The organism is Micromonospora sp. WMMC264 (assembly GCF_027497275.1).
Classification (GTDB): Bacteria; Actinomycetota; Actinomycetes; order Mycobacteriales; family Micromonosporaceae; genus Micromonospora; species Micromonospora chalcea.
In genome coordinates this window covers 739,266-757,128 of record NZ_CP114907.1, presented here as the reverse complement: position 1 = coordinate 757,128, position 17,863 = coordinate 739,266, and the positions used below count along the sequence as shown (strand labels likewise).

Below are 17,863 nucleotides of genomic sequence, written 5' to 3'. Positions count from 1 at the left end.
TATCCACGCCGGACGTCGTCAGCGAGGGAGGACACCATGCGGCCGTTGCGGGAGATGGACACCGAGGAGATACGGGCGATGGCGGTACGCGGCGGCATCGAGGCGGCCCACGAGATGGACCGGGAGGAGCTGCTCGACGCGCTTCTCGCCCGCCCCGGCGAGGGAGCCTGGCAGGAGGATCCGAAGCCGGTTGACGTGAATCCCAACGACTATCGCTTCGAGGCCCCCGAGCGCCGACCGCGATGAGCCACCTCTCACTGCCCCGCCGGGGCGGCGGCATCTAAGGTACGGGGCATGTCCGTTGACGGGTGGCACACCCTCCTGGTGCTCGGCGGTATCCGCTCCGGCAAGTCCGAGATCGCCGAGTCGCTGGTCGCCGACGCGCCCACGGTCCGGTACGTGGCGACCGCCCCGGCCGGGGATCCCGAGGACACCGAGTGGGCGGCCCGCCTCGCGACGCACCGCGCCCGCCGGCCGGGGAGCTGGACCACCGAGGAGACGGCCGCGAACCCGGGCCGACTGGTCGAGGTGATCGCCGCCGCCGGGCCGAACGAGACGCTGCTCGTGGACGACCTGGGCGGCTGGGTGACGGTGCTGCTCGACCCGGCCCACCAGCCGGCCGACGACACCGCCACGATCGCCGAGCTGGCCGCGGCGGTGCGCTCCAGCACCGCCCGGCTGGTGCTGGTCAGCCCCGAGGTGGGCCTGTCCCTGGTGCCCACCACGCCGCTCGGCCGGGCGTTCACTGACGCGCTCGGCGCCGCCAACCGCGCGGTCGCCGACGCCTGCGACGCGGTCGCGCTGGTGGTCGCCGGTCAGACCACCTGGCTCAAGCCGGCCGCTCCGGCCCACGCCGTGCCGCCCGCCGGCACGTCGCCCGAGGCCGGGCCGAGCCGCGACGCGGCGCCCCAGGTCGCGACATCCTGGGCCACGGCACCCCGGCCCGCGCCGGACCAGGCCGCGCCGACCGGAGCCGCCGCGAGCCGGACCGCACCGGCTCAGGCCGTACCGGCCGACCTCGGCGCCGGGGACGTGACGCTGCCCGAGGTGCTCACCCCGGCCGCCGCCCCGCTGCCCGCCCCGGCCGCGTCCGACGAGCCCGGCACGGGCGACTGGGCCGCCCCCACCATGGCGCTGCCGATGATCGCCACCGGCCTGGTGATCCAGCCGGGCATGGAACTGCCGATGCCTGACGACTACACCGGTCCGCAGGCGGTCGACCGGCTCGCCACGCTCGACCTTCCCGGCGCCGGTCTGGGCGTGCTGGAGCAGGTGGTCGGCTTCGCGGCCGCCACCCAGGGCACCTCGATGCCGCGGCCGTGGGACTCGGTGCGCGTACTGCTGATCCAGGGCGACCACGAAGGCGGCGTGTCGGCCGGCGCGCCGGCCGGTGAGTCGGCCCGCCGGGCCCGGCAGGCCCGCGCCGGCCGGGGCGCGCTGGCCCGGCTGGCCGCCGAGAACCGCGCCGACCTGCAGATCGTCGAGGCGCCCACGTCGGCGCCGATCGAGGACCGCCCGGCCCTGCCCGGCGACGAGGTGGAGGCGGCGCTGCGTTACGGCTGGCGGCTCGCCGAGCAGGCCGCCGACGCGGGAGTGCAGTTGCTGGTGCTCGCCGCGTGCGGTGCGGGCGCCGAGGCCGCCGCCGCGGCGGTGCTCGCGGCCACCGCGGGCGCGGAGCCGCCCACCGTGCTCGGCCGGGTGATCACCGAGCAGGGCGAGATCGACGACACCGCCTGGATGGTCCGCTGCGCGGCGGTACGCGACGCGCTGCACCGCACCCGCCGCTCGTCCCGCGAGGCCAAGGACATCCTGGCCGAGCTGGGTGGCGGCGACATCGCGCTGGCCACCGGCGTCCTGCTGGGCGCCACCGCCCGTAAGGTGCCGGTGCTGCTGGACGGCCCGGTCGGCACCGCCGCCGCGATGGTCAGCCGCGACCTGGCCGGGCAGGCGCGGCACTGGTGCCTGCTGCCCGACCACGGCGGCCGTCCGGGTGTGCGGCTGGCCGCCGACGTGCTCGGCCTGACGCCGCTGGTGGACCTGCGGCTCGACCTGGGCGAGGGGGCGACCGCGCTGGCCGCGCTGCCGCTGCTGCGCTCCGCGCTGACGCTCGCCGCCACGCTGCCGGCGCACCCGTCGCTGGGCGGCCCCGACGACGACGGCGACACCGGCGACGGCCGGACCGGCGACGAACCGGACTTCGCCGAGCCGGAGCCGGCCGGGCCGGGACCGACCACGATCGGGTCCGACGAGCCGGTCTTCCCCGGCCGACGTGCCGACTGAGGCGCGGCTCGCCGACGGCATCCGGCTGGCGCTCACCACGTTCACCACCGCACCGGTACGCGCCGGCCGGGTCGACCGGGCCGCCGCCGGCACCGCGATGGCGCTCGCCCCGCTGGTCGGCGCGCTGCTCGGCGCCGTACTCGGCGGGGCGCTGCTGCTCACCGGCGCGCTCGCGCCACCGCTCGTCGCCGCCGTGGTCACGGTGGGGCTGGGCGCGCTGCTCACCCGGGGGCTGCACCTGGACGGGCTGGCCGACACCGTGGACGCGCTCGGCTCGTACCGGCGTGGTCCGGCCGCGCTGAAGATCATGAAGCAGCCGGACGTCGGCCCGTTCGGGGTGGTCGCGCTGGTGGTCGTACTCCTGCTCCAGAGCGCGGTGCTCGCGGAGCTGGCCGGCCGGGACGCGCTCGCCGCGTTCGCCGCCGTGGTCGCCGCGACCGCGGCCGGGCGGCTCGCCGTCGGCCTGGCCTGCCGGCGCGGCGTGCCGGCCGCGCGGCCGGAGGGCCTGGGCGCGCTCGTGGCCGGCACCGTCGGGTGGGGCGCGCTGGCGCTCGGCGCGGTCGCCGTCGCGCTGGTGGCCGTGCCCGCGGTGCCGGACCGTCCGTGGCAGGGGCCGATCGCCGTGCTCGGCGCGCTCGCCGTCGCGGCCGGGCTGCTCCGGCACCTGGTACGCCGCTTCGGCGGCATCACCGGCGACGTGCTCGGGGCGCTCGTGGAGATCGTCACCACGCTGTCCTACCTGGGACTGGTGCTGACCGGCTGAGCGTCACCGGTCCGGGCGGGTAGCGTTCGGGGCGAGTGCACCGGCGCGGTCGAGGGGGACGGCATGCTCATCACGGACGACTTCCTGCCGGTACCGGTGCCCGAGTCGCTCGACGCGACCTATCTGGTGCCGATCACCGGGCTGCCCAAGGTGAGCCCGAAGACCGCAGTGGAAGGGCTGGCCGGGCGGCTCGCCGAGCCGGTGCACGGGCTGGCCAAGCAGATGCTCGACAGCCCGCTGATGACCGTCGACACCCGTACCGTCGACGAGTTCCCCGAGCTGCCGCCGGACCTGCTCACCGCGTTCGGCGCCACCGAGGAGCAACTGGCCCGGCTGGCCGCCGCCACCCACCTGGTGGTGGTGCAGGCCGAGTACCGGCCGGGCTGGCCGCCCGCGCACGAGTGGGCCGCCCGCGCGGTGGCCGCGGCGGTCGCCGAGACGGTCGGCGGGGACGTGGTGGACGTCTTCGGGCTCCAGTTCCTCGACCCGGCGGCGGCGCTGCGCTCGCTGCCGGACGAGCAGGGCCGGATCCGGCTCGTCGACTGGGTGCTGGTGCCCTACTCCTCGGACTCCGACGGGCTGTGGTTCACCACGAAGGGGCTGCGCCGGTTCGGGCTGCTGGAGTTGCAGGCCCAGGGCGTGCCGGACCACCTGACCCGGGCGTGGGGCGCGGTGATGACCGGCGCGGCCCGGCGGCTGCTGCGGGACTGGACCGACGGGCTGGCCGGCGAGGAGGTGCCGGCGTTCGTGCAGCTTCCGGTGCTGGCCACGGTGACCGGGCACGACATCGCCGTGGCGTACGGCAATCCGGAGCAGCACGGCGCGACCGCGCCGGTGCTGCTGCGGCTGGAGCTGGACCCGGCCACCGACCCGGACGCCGACTCGTTCCTGAGCCTCAACCCGCCGCCCGGGCATCCGGGTCCGCCCGGCCGCTACTTCGCCGCCGCCTGCGCGACGCTGTTCAACGGCATCCAGCCGGACGTGCGCTACACCCGCACCGGGGACGCGATGAGCCGCGCGGTGGAGACCGCCCGGGAGGCGCTCGGCGACATCCGGGCCCGGTTCCTGGCCGGGCGGCTGCCCGAGGAGAGCCAGCTCGTGGTCAAGTACGGGCTGCCCGGCGACGACGGCCCCGAGTACGTCTGGGCCGGGGTGACCTCGTGGGAGAGCCCGGAACGGATCGTCGGCGCGAGCGCCAGCGACGCCAACACCGACCCGAGCGTACGGATCGGCTCACCCGTGGTGGTGGAGGCGTCGGACGTGGTCGACTGGGCGGTGCTGGACGGCACCGGCGTGCTGGAGGGCGGCTGGACGCAGGCAGTCCTCGACGCCGGGGAGCGCGGCGAGGACTGACCCGCGCGGCTCAGCGCGCCGGGCGCCGATCCGCCTCCGGCCTCAGCGCACCGAGGGCTTGACGAACGGCGGCCGGGTCAAACGCATCCGGGCACGGCGGCCCCGGATGTCCACCTCCAGCTCCTCGCCGTCGGCCAGCTTCGGGTCGGTGTCGACGAGCGCCAGCGCGACGCCGTGCTTGAGCGTCGGGCTGAACGTGCCGCTGGTGACGGTGCCGACCTGCCGGTCGCCCGCGTACACGGCCATGCCGGGGCGCGGGATGGCCCGGTCGACAGCGGTCAGGCCGCGCAGCGTACGGGCGGGTCCGGCGGCCTTCTCGGCGCGCAGCGCGTCGCGGCCCCAGAACGCCGGCTTGTCCCAGCCCACCGCCCAGCCGGAGCGGCCCTGCACCGGGGTGATCTCCGGGGACAGGTCCTGCCCGTGCAGCGGGTAGCCCATCTCGGTGCGCAGCGTGTCCCGGGCGGCCAGGCCACAGGCGCGTACGTCGCCTGCTGCGGCGAAGAGCGCGTCCCAGACGGCGACCGCGTGCTCGGACGCCACGACCAGCTCGTAGCCCAGCTCGCCGGTGTAGCCGGTGCGGCACACGGTCAGCTCCACCCCGTCGAGCGTGGCGGTGGAGAAGCTCATGTAGTCGTGCCCGGTGGGCAGGCCGAGCGCGCCCAGCAGGTCCGCCGAGCGCGGGCCCTGGACGGCGAGCACCGCGTACGCCTCGTGCTCGTCGGTGACGGTGACACCGGCGGGCGCGGCGGCGCGCAGCCGGCGGGCCACCTCGGCGGTGTTCGCGGCGTTGGGGATCAGGAAGACGTGGTCGTCGGCGTGCAGGTAGGCGATGATGTCGTCCACCACGCCGCCGGTGGCGTCGTCGCAGCAGAGCGTGTACTGCGCCTGACCGGGGGCGATCCGGCCGAGGTCGTTGGTGAGGCAGGCGTTGACGAAGTCCGCCGCGCCCGGCCCGGTGACCCGGATCTTGCCCAGGTGCGAGACGTCGAACACGCCGACGCCCTCGCGGACGGCGGTGTGCTCCTTGAGCACGCCGCCACCGGCGTACTCCAGCGGCATCTGCCAGCCCCCGAAGGGGGCGAACTTCGCGCCGAGCGCGGTGTGCCGCTCGTGCAGCGGGGAGCGGCGCAGCCGGGTCTCGGCGGCGTCGGAGGTCACCTCGGTCATGGGTGGCAACTTACCGGCCGCGACGACTGTGGTTAGCATCGGCGGGATCCCGTCGGCGCGCATCGGCGGGACACCCACGCCTTCCGGCGGGTAGGTTGCCGCCGGAGACACCTTCACCGCCGGTACGCGACGACGCGGCCGGCCCGGCCCGCCCGGAGTAGCTTTCGTGACATCGCCCCGCACCACCCTCAGCCTGGTCGACACCGACCCCGCCGAACTCGCCGTCGACGCGATCGTGATCGGCGTGCACAGCCAGACCACCGAGCCGGGCAGCGGCGCACCCGCCCACGCCCTGCTGCTGGCCACCGGCGGGGAGAGCATCGCCGCCGCGTTCGACGGAAAGCTGACCGAGACGCTGGCCCTGCTCGGCGCGACAGGTGGCCCGGGCGAGGTGATCAAGTTGGCCACGCTGGGCACCGTGACCGCCCCGCTGGTCGTGGCCGTCGGCCTCGGCCCGGAGCCCTCGGGCGCCGCTCCGGCCCCGGAGTCGCTGCGCCGGGCCGCCGGCGCCGCCGTACGGGCGCTGGCCGGCGCGGCGCGCGTCGCCCTGGCCCTGCCCCTGCCCGACGACGCCGACGCCCCGGCCGCGCTGCGCGCGGTCGCCGAGGGCGCGCTGCTGGGCGGCTACCGGTTCGCCGGCTACAAGACCAAGCCGCAGCCGGCCCGCCGTGAGCCGGTGGCCGAGGTGCTGGTGGCGGTGCCGGACGCGGCCGACGCGACCGCCCAGGCCGAGGTCGCGCGGGCGCAGGCGGTGGCCGGCGCGGTGCGGACCAGCCGGGACTGGGTGAACACCGCGCCGAACGAGCTGCGTCCCCCGGCGTTCGCCGACGCCGTCTCCGCCGCCGCCCGCGAGGCGGGGCTGGAGGTCGAGGTGCTGGACGAGGCGGCGCTCAAGGCCGGTGGCTACGGCGGCATCCTCGCCGTCGGCCAGGGCTCCGAGGCCCCGCCGCGGCTGGTGAAGCTCACCTGGACGCCGGAGGGCGGCGGCAACGGCAAGCGGGTCGCGCTGGTCGGCAAGGGCATCACGTTCGACACCGGCGGCATCTCGATCAAGCCGGCGCAGGGCATGTGGGAGATGAAGTCGGACATGGCCGGCGCGGCGGCGGTCGGCGCGGCCATGCTGGCGATCGCGGCGCTCAAGCCGTCGGTCACCGTCACCGGCTACCTGCCGATGGCGGAGAACATGCCGTCGGGCGCCAGCTACCGGCCGGGCGACGTGATCAGCATGTTCAACGGCAAGAAGGTGGAGGTGCTGAACACCGACGCCGAGGGCCGGATGGTGCTGGCCGACGCGATGGCGCGGGCCTGCGCGGACGGCGCGGACTACCTGTTCGAGACCTCCACGCTGACCGGCGGGCAGGTGATCGCGCTGGGCAAGCGGATCGCCGGTGTGATGGGCACCCCGGAGCTGTGCGAGCGGGTGCGGGTGGCCGGTGACGCGACCGGTGAGCCGGCCTGGCCGATGCCGCTGCCGGACGACGTGCGCAAGGGCATGGAGTCGGACGTCGCGGACATCTCGCAGGTCAACGCCGGGATGGACCGGGCCGGGCACATGCTGCAGGGCGGCGTGTTCCTGCGCGAGTTCGTCACCGACGACGTGGCGTGGGCGCACATCGACATCGCCGGTCCGGGTTACCACTCGGGCGAGGCGACCGGCTACTGGACCAAGGGCGGCACCGGCGTGCCGGTGCGTACGCTCGTGCACCTGGTCGAGGACGTCGCCACCAACGGCTGACGTGCAAGGAAGGGCCCCTTCTTAACGCCTCGCGTTGTAGAAGGGGCCCTTTTTAACACCCGCGCCCGCGCCCGCTCAGAACAGCTCGGGACGACGCTTGCGGCGTTCGTTGTAGTCGCGCATGCGCTGCGGATAGCCCATCAGCCGCACGTCGTAGATCGGGATGGCGATCCGGTGCGCCCAGCGGCGGGCCTCGTCCGGCCCGCCCACGCGCCGCCGGGTCCACTCGCCGTCGTCGGCGATCAGCATGATCGTGGTCTCGGTGACCGTCGTACGGGGCTCGATGTACGCCTCGACGCCCTTACGGGTCCGGACGAAGTTCTCCAAGTGGTCCAGATCGGCGCGGTCGGCGGCACGGTCGCGGCTCGCCGGGGCGGCCCGCTTTCGTCGTCGGAACAACCCCACCGAATCCACTCCTCCCCCAAGCCGTCATCGAGGACGGTGCCAAGGGTACGTGTCACCGACGTGTCGTTGGGCACCTCGGTACGCGCCCGGTCCGTGGTGGTGACAAGATGACCGAGGTGGGGTGTGCCTGTTACTCCGCCGTAACCCCCGATGCAGTGACGCGACCTGGGAGTTGGATGTGAGCGAGCCGAACGACACGACCTTCGACATCGTCATCCTCGGAGGTGGTAGCGGCGGCTACGCGGCGGCGCTGCGTGCCGCCCAGCTGGACCTCTCCGTCGCCCTCATCGAGAAGAGCAAGCTCGGCGGGACGTGCCTGCACAACGGGTGCATCCCGACCAAGGCGCTGCTGCACGCCGCCGAGATCGCCGACCAGACCCGCGAGTCCGAGCAGTTCGGCGTGAAGGCCGAGCTGGTGGGCATCGACATGAAGGCGGTCAACTCGTACAAGGACGGCGTGATCTCCCGCCTGTACAAGGGCCTGCAGGGCCTGGTGGGCAGCAGCAAGAAGATCACCTTCGTGGCGGGCGCCGGCAAGCTGGTCGGCAAGAACGTCGTCGAGGTGGACGGCAAGCGCTACACCGGCCGTAACGTCGTGCTGGCCTCCGGCTCGTACGCGAAGAGCCTGCCCGGCCTGGACGTCGACGGCGAGCGGATCATCACCAGCGACCACGCCCTGACCCTGGACCGCGTGCCGTCCTCGGCGATCGTGCTCGGCGGCGGCGTGATCGGCGTCGAGTTCGCCAGCGTCTGGAAGTCCTTCGGCGTGGACGTGACCATCGTCGAGGCGCTGCCCCGCCTGGTCGCCGCCGAGGACGAGGAGTCGTCGAAGGCGCTGGAGCGGGCGTTCCGCAAGCGGAAGATCAACTTCAAGGTCGGCAAGCCGTTCGAGAAGGTCGAGAAGACCGACAAGGGCGTGAAGCTGACGATTCAGGGCGGTGACACGGTCGAGGCCGAGCTGCTGCTGGTCGCCGTGGGCCGCGGCCCGAACACCGCCGGCCTCGGCTACGAGGAGCAGGGCGTCAAGATGGACCGCGGTTACGTGCTGACCGACGAGCGGCTGCGCACCAGCGTGCCGAACGTCTACGCGGTCGGCGACATCGTGCCCGGCCTGCAGCTCGCGCACCGCGGCTTCCAGCAGGGCATCTTCGTCGCCGAGGAGATCGCCGGGAAGAGCCCGGCCGTGATCGACGAGGCCGGCATCCCGCGCGTGACCTACTGCGACCCGGAGCTGGCGTCGGTCGGCCTGACCGAGGCGAAGGCCAAGGAGCAGTACGGCGCCGACAAGATCAAGACGTACAACTACAACCTGGGCGGCAACGGCAAGAGCCAGATCCTCAAGACCGCGGGCCACGTGAAGCTGGTCCGGGTGGACGACGGCCCGGTGGTCGGCGTGCACATGGTCGGCGCCCGGGTCGGTGAGCTGATCGGCGAGGCGCAGCTCATCTACAACTGGGAGGCGTACCCGGCCGAGGTGGCGCAGCTCGTGCACGCCCACCCGACGCAGAACGAGGCTCTGGGCGAGGCGCACCTGGCCCTGGCCGGCAAGCCGCTGCACGCGCACGCCTGACACGACAACCGCGGCGTCCGGCGACGGGCGAGAATCCCACCAGGGAATGAAGGAGTCTGGAGAACATGCCGGTATCGGTCACCATGCCCCGGCTCGGCGAGAGCGTCACCGAGGGCACCGTCACGCGCTGGCTCAAGCAGGAGGGTGACACCGTCGAGGTCGACGAGCCCCTGCTCGAGGTGTCGACCGACAAGGTCGACACCGAGATCCCGTCCCCCGCGGCGGGCGTGCTGAGCCGGATCGTGGTCGGCGAGGACGAGACCGCCGAGGTCGGCAGCGAGCTGGCGGTCATCGCCGGTGAGGGCGAGGACGCGGGCGCGGCCCCGAAGCAGGAGGCCGAGCCGGCCACCGAGCCGACCGCCGCCGCCGAGGGCACCGGCCCCGAGCCGGAGCAGCAGGCCGAGGAGGCCGCCGCCGAGCCGGGCGCCGAGGCCGAGCAGCCGGCCGTCGAGGAGCCGGCCCAGCCGGCGGCGTCGTCGGGCGAGGGTACGCCGGTGACCATGCCGGCCCTGGGCGAGAGCGTCACCGAGGGCACCGTCACCCGCTGGCTCAAGCAGGTCGGTGAGACCGTCGAGGTGGACGAGCCGCTGCTGGAGGTCTCCACCGACAAGGTCGACACCGAGATCCCGTCGCCGGTCGCCGGCACGCTGCAGGAGATCAAGGTCGCCGAGGACGAGACCGCCGACGTCGGCGCCGTGCTGGCGATCGTCGGGGTGGCCGGTGCCGCGCCCGCGAAGGCGGAGCCGAAGCCCGAGCCCAAGCCGGAGCCCAAGGCCGAGGCGAAGCCCGAGCCCAAGCCGGAGCCCAAGCCGGAGCCGAAGGTCGAGGAGCCGACGCCGGGCGCGGCCTACAACGAGCCGGCCGCCGAGGCGGAGCAGGCCGCGCAGCCGGCCAAGGCCGAGGCGGCGGCCCAGCCGGCCGCGCCGGCCGCCACGCAGCGCCGGAGCGTTCCGGCCGAGCACGGCGAGGACTCCGCCGGGTACGTGACGCCGCTGGTGCGCAAGCTCGCCGCCGAGCACGGCGTGGACCTGGGCTCGGTCAAGGGCACCGGCGTGGGTGGCCGCATCCGCAAGCAGGACGTGCTGGAGGCGGCGGAGAAGGCGAAGGCCGCCAAGCCCGCGCCGACCGCCGCCGCTCCGGCCGCGAAGGCGGAGGCGCCGGCCCAGCCGGCCGCCAAGCCGCAGCCGAGCGCCAAGCGGGGTACGACGGAGAAGCTGCCGCGTATCCGGGCCACCATCGCCAAGCGGATGCAGCAGTCGCTGCACGAGACGGCCCAGCTGACCACCGTGGTCGAGGTGGACGTCACCCGGGTCGCGAAGCTGCGGGCGCGGGCGAAGGAGTCGTTCCAGGCCAAGCACGGCGTGAAGCTGTCGTTCCTGCCGTTCTTCGCGCTCGCCGCCGTCGAGGCGCTCCAGACGTACCCGATCGTCCAGGCCAGCATGGACCTGGAGGGCGGGACGATCACCTACCCGGCCGCGGAGCACCTGGGCATCGCCGTGGACACCGAGCGCGGCCTGCTCGTGCCGGTCATCCACAACGCCGGTGACCTGAACATGGGCGGCATCGCCAAGCGGATCGCCGACCTGGCCGAGCGCACCCGGGCCAACAAGATCACCCCGGACGAGATGGCCGGGGCGACGTTCACGCTCACCAACACCGGCAGCCGGGGCGCCCTGTTCGACACCCCGATCGTGCCGTCGCCGCAGTCGGCGATGCTCGGCACGGGCGCTGTGGTGAAGCGCCCGGTCGTGGTGAACGACCCGGAGCTGGGCGAGGTCGTGGCGATCCGGTCGATGGTCTACCTGGCCATGTCGTACGACCACCGGCTGATCGACGGCGCCGACGCGGCCCGTTTCCTCACCGCGGTGAAGGAGCGGCTGGAGGCCGGCAACTTCGAGGCCGAGCTGGGTCTGTAGATCCGAGACGGCGAGGGGGCGCGCGGCGACATGCCGCGCGCCCCCTTCGTCGTCAGCGGCCTCAGCCCTTCAGGTGCTCCTCGGATACCGTCCAGAGCTGCTCGGCGGCCTCCGGGTCCCGGGCGTACGGCGCCCAGCCGGTCCGCGTGCCCGGCTGGTTCGGCCCGGCCTCCTGGCAGTCCTCGAAGTACCGGCCGCCGACGCCGTCGAGCAGCGGTGAGGTGGCGACCAGCACCGAGGTCGCCGCGCCCTGCTCCGGGGTCTTGAACGAGGCCGCGCCGCCACCGCTCTGCGCGCGCATCCGGGCCAACTCCTCCTCGGTGATGTAGCGCTGCAGGTTGGTCCGGATCGCGCCGGGCATCAGCGCGTTGGTCCAGATGCCGTCGTCGGCCCAGCGCCGGGTCGCCTCCACCGCGAACAGCACGTTCGCGGTCTTGGACTGCCCGTACGCCAGCCACGGGTCGTACGGCCGCTGCCGGAAGTGGATGTCGGAGAACACCACAGGTGAGCGCAGGTGGGCGGCCGAGCTGACCGAGACGATCCGCGCGCCACCGGCCGCGGCGAGCGCCGGGCGCAGTCCGGTGGCGAGCGCGAAGTGCCCGAGGTGGTTCGTGGCGAACTGCATCTCCCAGCCCTGCTCGGTACGCATCTCCGGGGAGGCCATGATCCCGGCGTTGTTGACGAGCATGTGCAGCGGCCCGTCCCAGTTCCGGACGAACGCGGCCACCGACGCGAGATCGTCCAGGTCGAGCGGGGCGACCAGGATCCGGTCGTTGCCGGTGGCGCCGGTGAGCTCGGCGGCGGCGCGCTGACCGGCCTCGGTGTTGCGGACGGCGAGGGTGACGTCCGCTCCGGCGGAGGCGAGCGCGCGGGCGGTCTCCACGCCGATCCCGGAGGCGCCGCCGGTGACGACGGCCCGCCGGCCGGTCAGGTCCAGGTCGCGGACCACTTCCAGGGCGGTGGTCTCGGAGTCGAACGGGGTCGTGACTGGTGTCGGGGTTGTCATGGTCCATCCTTGTCGACGGCGACGCGGACCGATGTCCGCCCGCTACGATGAGAAGCGGAGGATCCTCCGTTACTTGCTCAGCATAACCGGAGGAGGCTCCGGTTACCACCGACCCGGGCCCGCGACCCGGTCGAGCCGAGGAGGAACCGTGCCCGACCGACCGCTGCGCGCCGACGCGCTGCGCAACCGGCAGCGCCTGCTGGACGCCGCGGTGCAGGCGTTTTCCCAGGCGGGCGCGGAGGTAACGCTCGACCGCGTCGCCAAGGAGGCCGGGGTCGGGATCGGCACGCTCTACCGCCACTTCCCCAGCCGGGAAGCGCTCATCGAGGCGGCGTACCGCAACGAGCTGGAGAAGCTCTGCGACGCCGCGCCGGCGCTGCTCGCCACCCGGCCCGCCGACGTGGCGCTGCGCACGTGGATGGACCGGTTCGTCGACTACCTCGCCACCAAGCGGGGCATGGCCGACGCGCTGCGGCTGGTCATCGCCGCAGGCGCCAACCCGTACGCGCAGAGCCGCGACCTGCTGCTGGCCGCGCTCGGCGAACTCCTCGCCGCCGGCGCGGCGGCCGGTGCCGTACGCGCCGACGTGGCCGCCGCCGACGTGCTCGCCAGCCTCAGCGGGGTGTCCCTGGTGGCCGGCGAGCCGGACCAGCGCGCCCAGGCCGGACGCCTGCTCGACCTGCTGATGGACGGCCTGCGCCACCGGACGGGCTGACCGAATCGGCCACCCGGCCCGACCTGCGCTGACAGACTCGGCCGGTGGGCTCGAACCGGTGGCGGGGACGCCTGGGGCCGGCGGTGCCGGTGGCCCCGGGCGCCCGCGTCGACCGGTTCGAGATCTTCTTCGACCTGGTCTTCGTCTTCTCGTTCTTCATCATCACCCGGGCCACCGCCCTGCAGGTGACCGGCGGGGCGCTGCTGCACGCGCTGCTGGTCCTCGCCGTGCTCTGGTGGTCGTGGGTGGTGCACAGCGTGGTCGCCACCCGGGTACGCCTCGGCGAAGGCTTCGTCCCGGTGCTCATGACAGTCGGCATGGCCGCGCTGTTCACGTTCGCGCTGTCGCTGCCGCAGGCGTTCCGGGACCCGACCGGCAACGCGGCCGGGCCGATGGTCGCGGCGCTCAGCTACACCGTCCTGCGGTTGATCCACCTGCTGCTGTACCGGCACGCGGTCCGGGACAGCCCGAACGAGCGCCGGCAACTCCTCCGGTTCGCCCCGGAGTTGATCGGCAGCACCGCGCTGCTGCTGGTCGCCGCGCTGCTGCCGCCGAGGATCGACGACCTGTTCTCCGCGGCGGTGCTCCGCGACGTGCTGTGGGCGGTGGTCGTCCTGCTCCAGTACGGCACCGGCATCCTCGCCGGGACCTGGGGCTGGGGCGTCGCATCGGCCGAACACTGGACCGAGCGGTACGACCTGATCCTGATCATCGCGCTGGGCGAGTCCGTGATCTCGGTCGGCGTCGGCAGCAACCTGCTCGGCCAGCCGCCCACCTGGCCGGCCGTGACCGCGGCCGTGCTCGGCATCTTCTTCACCGCCGCGCTCTGGTGGGCGCACTACGACATGATCGGGCCAGCCGCCCGGATCGCGTTGCACGTCGCGCAGGACGGCCCCCGGGTGGCGATGGCCCGGGACGCGTACGCCTACCTGTTCCTGCCGATGATCGCGGGCATCATCCTGTTCGCGCTCGGCGCCGAGACGATAGTGCACGGCATCGCCGACCCGAACGTGCCGCCCAGCGAGCCGGGGCACGGGCCGAGCGTGCCGCTGCTGTTCGGCGGCGTGATCTGCTATCTCTGCGGCAACATGCTGTTCCAGCTCCGTACCCTGCGCACGCTGAGCTGGACGCGGGTCGCGACGGCGTTGCTGCTCGGCCTGAGCATCCCGGTCGCGGAACGGGTGCCGGGGCTGGCCGCGCTGGGCATGCTCACCGCCATCACGGTGGGTATGGTGGCCGTCGAAGTGATCGTCTTCGACGAGGGCCGGCGGGCCCTGCGGAAGCTGGTCTTCGAGGAACGCGCCAGCCACGAGGCGCACGAGGCGGCCTGGCGGGCCCGCTGGCACGAACGGCCCGACGACCGCGACGAAGGCGAGTGAACCAGCGGCCCGCCGCCTCCGTGAAACCTGTCGGCCCCGCCGCGGGGCCACACCTGAGGGATACGGGGGCCACATGACCATCGACACCGTCCACGCCGGCGCGGCCGGCGCCTGGCAGCTCGGCGACCTCACCGTCAACCGGATGGGCCTGGGCGCGATGCGGCTGACCGCGAACGCCGACGGCAGCCCGAGCGACCGCGACCGGGCCGTCGCCGTGCTGCGCCGCGCCGTCGAGCTGGGCGTCAACCACATCGACACGGCCGCGTTCTACTTCTCGCCGCTGCGCTCGGCCAACGAGCTGATCAACCGGGCGCTGTGGCCGTACCCGGAGGATCTGGTCATCGTGACCAAGGTCGGGCCGGGCAAGGACCCGTCCGGGCAGTGGCTGCCGGCGGCCCGCCCGGACCAGCTGCGCGGCCAGGTGGAGGAGAACCTGCGCCAGCTCGGCCGCGACCACCTGGACGTGGTGAACCTGCGGGTGCACGGCCCGGAGCCGCTGTCCGAGCACTTCGGCGCACTCGCCGAGCTGCGCGACGCCGGGCTGATCCGGCACCTCGGCGTCTCCGCGGTACGCCCCCACCAGGTCACCGAGGCGCGCGCCATCGCACCGGTGGTGTGCGTGCAGAACTCGTACGGCCTGGGCTACCGCCGTCAGCACGACGAGCTGATCCGCGCCTGCGCCGCGCACGGCACCGCGTTCGTGCCGTTCTTCTCCATCGTCACCAGCGGCCGGGAGGCCGGCGCGACCGGCGAGGAGCACCCGGACGTGCTCGCGGTGGCCCGGGAGCACGGCGTGACGGCGGCCCAGGTCCGGCTGGCGTGGACGCTGGCCCGCGGCCCGAACGTGCTGGCCATCCCCGGCACCGGCGACCCGGCGCACCTGGAGCAGAACGTCGCCGCTGCCGCGCTGCGCCTCTCCCCCGCCGACCTGGCCCGCCTCGACGCCGTGTGACGTTCGGCCGTCGGCAGAATCGGCGCGCGCGGGGTGGCTCGCGGCCCGGCGCGCGCCGATGCTGAGGCGATGGCGACCTTCTCCGTACAGGCCCATCCCACCGACGCGGCGAGCTGGACCGAGCTGGCCCGCACCGTCGAGGCGGCCGGTTTCGACGCGCTGTTCGCCGCCGACCATCCGGGCGACTGCGCGTCGCCGTTCGTCGCGCTGGCCGCCGCGGGAGCCGTGACCAGCACGCTGGGCCTCGGCTCGTACGTCTCCAACGCCGCTGTCCGGGAACCGATCCTGCTCGCCGCCGACGTGGCCACGCTGGACGTGGTCTCCGGCGGGCGGGCCCGGCTCGGGCTCGGCGCCGGCCACACCCCGGCCGAGTGGCGGGCCGTCGGGCGCGAGCGGCCGAACGTCGCCGCCCGGGTCCGCCGCTGCGTCGCGGTGGCCGAGGCGGTACGGGCGCTGCTGGCCGGCGACGAGGTCACTGTGGACACCGAGGAGCTGACCGCGTATGCCGCCCGCCTCAAGGAGCCCCGGCCGGTCCAGGACCGGATCCCGCTGACCGTCGGCACGGCGAACTCGACGCTGCTGCGCTGGGCCGGGAAGCACGCCGACGTGGTCGGTCTGACCGGCTTCGGCCGCACCCTGGCCGACGGCCACCAGCACAGCGTCCGGTGGCGGGCCGACCAGATCGAGGCGCAGCTCGCCCGCGTCGCGGCCGGAGCGGCCGGCCGGGAGACGCCGCCGCTGCTGGAGGCGCTGGTCCAGCACGTCGCGGTCACCGACGACGCCGAGGCGGCCGCCGCCACAACTGCCGCCGAGACCGGGCTCACCCCGGCGGAGGTGCTGGCCACCCCGTTCGTGCTGGCCGGCACGCCCGACGAGATCGTCGCGGCGGTGGCCGGGCACGAGCGCCGCTGGGGCGTCACCCATTTCGCGGTACGCGCCGACGCGGTGGCGCCGCTCGCGCCGCTGCTGCCCCGGCTGGCGGGAAAAGCGCTGGACTTCGAGCACACTCGAAAGTGAACACTGGGCGCATGACGACGACACGACGGCTGGGCCGCAGCGGCATCGAGGTCAGCGCGATCGGCATGGGCTGCTGGGCGATCGGCGGTCCGCTCTGGGACGGCACCCAACCGCTGGGCTGGGGCGAGGTGGACGACGACGAGTCGGTGCGTACCGTCCACCGGGCCCTCGACCTGGGCGCGACGCTGTTCGACACCTCCAGCAACTACGGCGCCGGGCACAGCGAGCGGGTACTCGGGCGCGCGCTGGCGGGCCGCCGGGACCGCGCGGTCATCGCGACCAAGTTCGGCTATCCCACCGACGAGGAGACCCGCCAGGCGCTCGGCGAGGACGCCAGTCCCGAGTACGCGCGGCGCAGCCTGGAGGGTTCGCTGCGCCGGCTCGGCACCGACCACGTCGACCTCTACCAGCTCCACCTGGGCGGTCTGCCGGTGCCACGGGCGCTGGACCTCGTCGGCACGCTGGAGGACCTGGTCGCGGAGGGGAAGATTCGCGCGTACGGCTGGAGCACCGACGACCCCGCCTCGGCGCGCGCCTTCGCCGAGGCGGGACCGCACTGCGCGGCGATCCAGCACGACCAGTCGGTGCTGCGGGACAACGCCGCCATGCTCGCGGTGTGCGCGGAGTTCGACCTGGCGAGCCTCAATCGAGGGCCGCTGGCGATGGGCCTGCTCACCGCGAAGTACCAGGACGCGCCGACCGCCCGGGGCGGCGACGACGTCCGCGGTGTGGCACCGGAGTGGCTGGACTGGTTCACCGGCGGCGTACCGCGCGCCGAGTGGGCGCAGCGGGTGGCCCGGGTCCGTGCGGCGCTGACCGCCGACGGCCGCACGCTCGCCCAGGGCGCGCTGGGCTGGCTGCTCGCCCGCAGCCCGCACACGCTGCCGATCCCCGGCTGCCGGACCGTGGCGCAGGCCGAGGAGAACCTGGGAGCGCTGGCGTACGGGCCGCTGCCGCAGGCCGCGTTCGCCGAGGTGGAACGCCTGCTCGCCGACCTGCGCACCGCCCCGGCCGACGCCTGACCGCTCTGTCCCGCCGCGGGGGGGCCGCCTCAGAGGTGCCGGCGGACCTCCGCGGCGAACCGGGGCAGGCCGGTGCGTCCCAGCAGTACGAGCAGACCCGGTACGGTCGTCGGCTCCCTGCGGTAGGCGGCCGCCTGGCGGTGCAGGACGTCCAGTGTCTGCCCCGGGTAGAGGTCCAGCTGGTCGAGCAGGAAGTCGTCCGGGTGCATCGCCACGATGTCGAAGGACTTGAGCGACGCCTCGGGAAAATCACCGACGTTGAACGTGACCAGCACTTCCGCGTTCGCCCGGACGGCGGCAGCCAGCACGTGCCGGTCCTTGGGATCGTTGGACATGCCGTCGATGAGCGACTCGTACCCGCTGACCATGGCGTCCGGGAACGCCTCGGACATCTGGCCGATCCGGCGGTCGACCCGCTCCTCCGCGATGCCTCGTGCGATCAGGTTGCGTCGCAGCTCGTCAAGGACGTCCCTGGACCAGAGGGGCCGGTAGGCGGCGACCTCGGCCAGCCGCAGCAGGGTGTCGCAGAGATGCGCCGGGTAGAGGACGCAGGTGTCGAGAAAAGCCGGGAACGCCACTCAGG

General features: G+C 74.1%; 16 protein-coding genes. 12 read left to right on the top strand and 4 right to left on the bottom strand.

From position 1 onward, the window contains the following. Positions 1 to 36 precede the first annotated feature (36 nt). The 4 genes from O7542_RS03595 (at position 37) to O7542_RS03580 (ending at position 4,396) form a co-directional block, all read left to right on the top strand. Positions 37 to 246 carry a hypothetical protein gene (locus O7542_RS03595; protein ID WP_018785377.1) on the top strand — a complete coding sequence of 70 codons (210 nt, stop codon included), beginning with the start codon at positions 37 to 39 and terminating at the stop codon, positions 244 to 246. 48 nt (positions 247 to 294) lie between these two features. Next, entirely contained in the window at positions 295 to 2,280 is a 1,986-nt protein-coding gene (locus O7542_RS03590) for a bifunctional adenosylcobinamide kinase/adenosylcobinamide-phosphate guanylyltransferase (RefSeq protein WP_247301423.1), read from the top strand. Then, entirely contained in the window at positions 2,270 to 3,043 is a 774-nt protein-coding gene (gene cobS, locus O7542_RS03585; protein WP_281605702.1) for an adenosylcobinamide-GDP ribazoletransferase, read from the top strand. Before O7542_RS03590 ends, cobS begins: the two co-directional genes overlap by 11 nt. Before the next feature lie 63 nt (positions 3,044 to 3,106). Further along, positions 3,107 to 4,396, top strand: coding sequence for a DUF2314 domain-containing protein (locus O7542_RS03580; RefSeq protein WP_043329341.1), 1,290 nt, complete (start codon positions 3,107 to 3,109; stop codon positions 4,394 to 4,396). A 42-nt stretch (positions 4,397 to 4,438) separates the two neighbouring features. Here the strand turns inward: O7542_RS03580 and gcvT are convergent, their stop codons facing one another. Beyond that, on the bottom strand, positions 4,439 to 5,563 hold the full coding sequence (gcvT, locus tag O7542_RS03575) for a glycine cleavage system aminomethyltransferase GcvT (protein WP_043329340.1): 1,125 nt from the start codon (positions 5,561 to 5,563) through the stop codon (positions 4,439 to 4,441). A 166-nt stretch (positions 5,564 to 5,729) separates the two neighbouring features. On the opposite strand from gcvT, the gene O7542_RS03570 reads away from it, so the two are divergent. After that, positions 5,730 to 7,298, top strand: coding sequence for a leucyl aminopeptidase (locus tag O7542_RS03570; RefSeq protein ID WP_064448300.1), 1,569 nt, complete (start codon positions 5,730 to 5,732; stop codon positions 7,296 to 7,298). Positions 7,299 to 7,373: 75 nt separating this feature from the next. On the opposite strand, the gene O7542_RS03565 is transcribed toward O7542_RS03570, so the two are convergent. Continuing rightward, entirely contained in the window at positions 7,374 to 7,703 is a 330-nt protein-coding gene (locus tag O7542_RS03565; protein WP_013287729.1) for a hypothetical protein, read from the bottom strand. 178 nt (positions 7,704 to 7,881) lie between these two features. On the opposite strand from O7542_RS03565, the gene lpdA reads away from it, so the two are divergent. Next, the gene (gene lpdA / locus O7542_RS03560; protein WP_043329337.1) at positions 7,882 to 9,273 is read left to right on the top strand and encodes a dihydrolipoyl dehydrogenase; all 1,392 of its coding nucleotides are present in this window, start codon (positions 7,882 to 7,884) and stop codon (positions 9,271 to 9,273) included. Positions 9,274 to 9,338: 65 nt separating this feature from the next. Beyond that, positions 9,339 to 11,189 (top strand): 2-oxoglutarate dehydrogenase, E2 component, dihydrolipoamide succinyltransferase, encoded by a 1,851-nt coding sequence (gene sucB / locus O7542_RS03555; RefSeq protein ID WP_069088985.1) that lies wholly within the window; start codon positions 9,339 to 9,341, stop codon positions 11,187 to 11,189. A gap of 61 nt (positions 11,190 to 11,250) precedes the next feature. On the opposite strand, the gene O7542_RS03550 is transcribed toward sucB, so the two are convergent. Continuing rightward, the gene (locus O7542_RS03550; protein WP_209962732.1) at positions 11,251 to 12,195 is read right to left on the bottom strand and encodes an SDR family NAD(P)-dependent oxidoreductase; all 945 of its coding nucleotides are present in this window, start codon (positions 12,193 to 12,195) and stop codon (positions 11,251 to 11,253) included. A gap of 148 nt (positions 12,196 to 12,343) precedes the next feature. Here O7542_RS03550 and O7542_RS03545 point away from each other — a divergent pair, with 148 nt between their 5' ends. The 5 genes from O7542_RS03545 to O7542_RS03525 all read left to right on the top strand — a co-directional run bounded on the left by O7542_RS03545 (position 12,344) and on the right by O7542_RS03525 (position 17,280). Further along, positions 12,344 to 12,910: a TetR/AcrR family transcriptional regulator gene (locus tag O7542_RS03545; RefSeq protein ID WP_166456616.1), complete on the top strand. Its 567-nt coding sequence runs from the start codon at positions 12,344 to 12,346 to the stop codon at positions 12,908 to 12,910. A gap of 44 nt (positions 12,911 to 12,954) precedes the next feature. Then, the gene (locus O7542_RS03540) at positions 12,955 to 14,289 is read left to right on the top strand and encodes a low temperature requirement protein A (protein ID WP_043329334.1); all 1,335 of its coding nucleotides are present in this window, start codon (positions 12,955 to 12,957) and stop codon (positions 14,287 to 14,289) included. A gap of 73 nt (positions 14,290 to 14,362) precedes the next feature. Continuing rightward, entirely contained in the window at positions 14,363 to 15,241 is an 879-nt protein-coding gene (locus O7542_RS03535; RefSeq protein ID WP_209962734.1) for an oxidoreductase, read from the top strand. Between the two features lie 69 nt (positions 15,242 to 15,310). Beyond that, positions 15,311 to 16,258: an LLM class flavin-dependent oxidoreductase gene (locus tag O7542_RS03530; RefSeq protein ID WP_281605701.1), complete on the top strand. Its 948-nt coding sequence runs from the start codon at positions 15,311 to 15,313 to the stop codon at positions 16,256 to 16,258. An 11-nt stretch (positions 16,259 to 16,269) separates the two neighbouring features. Continuing rightward, positions 16,270 to 17,280: an aldo/keto reductase gene (locus O7542_RS03525; protein ID WP_104114950.1), complete on the top strand. Its 1,011-nt coding sequence runs from the start codon at positions 16,270 to 16,272 to the stop codon at positions 17,278 to 17,280. A 29-nt stretch (positions 17,281 to 17,309) separates the two neighbouring features. On the opposite strand, the gene O7542_RS03520 is transcribed toward O7542_RS03525, so the two are convergent. Then, entirely contained in the window at positions 17,310 to 17,858 is a 549-nt protein-coding gene (locus O7542_RS03520; RefSeq protein ID WP_043329330.1) for a PIN domain-containing protein, read from the bottom strand. Positions 17,859 to 17,863: the final 5 nt, after the last annotated feature.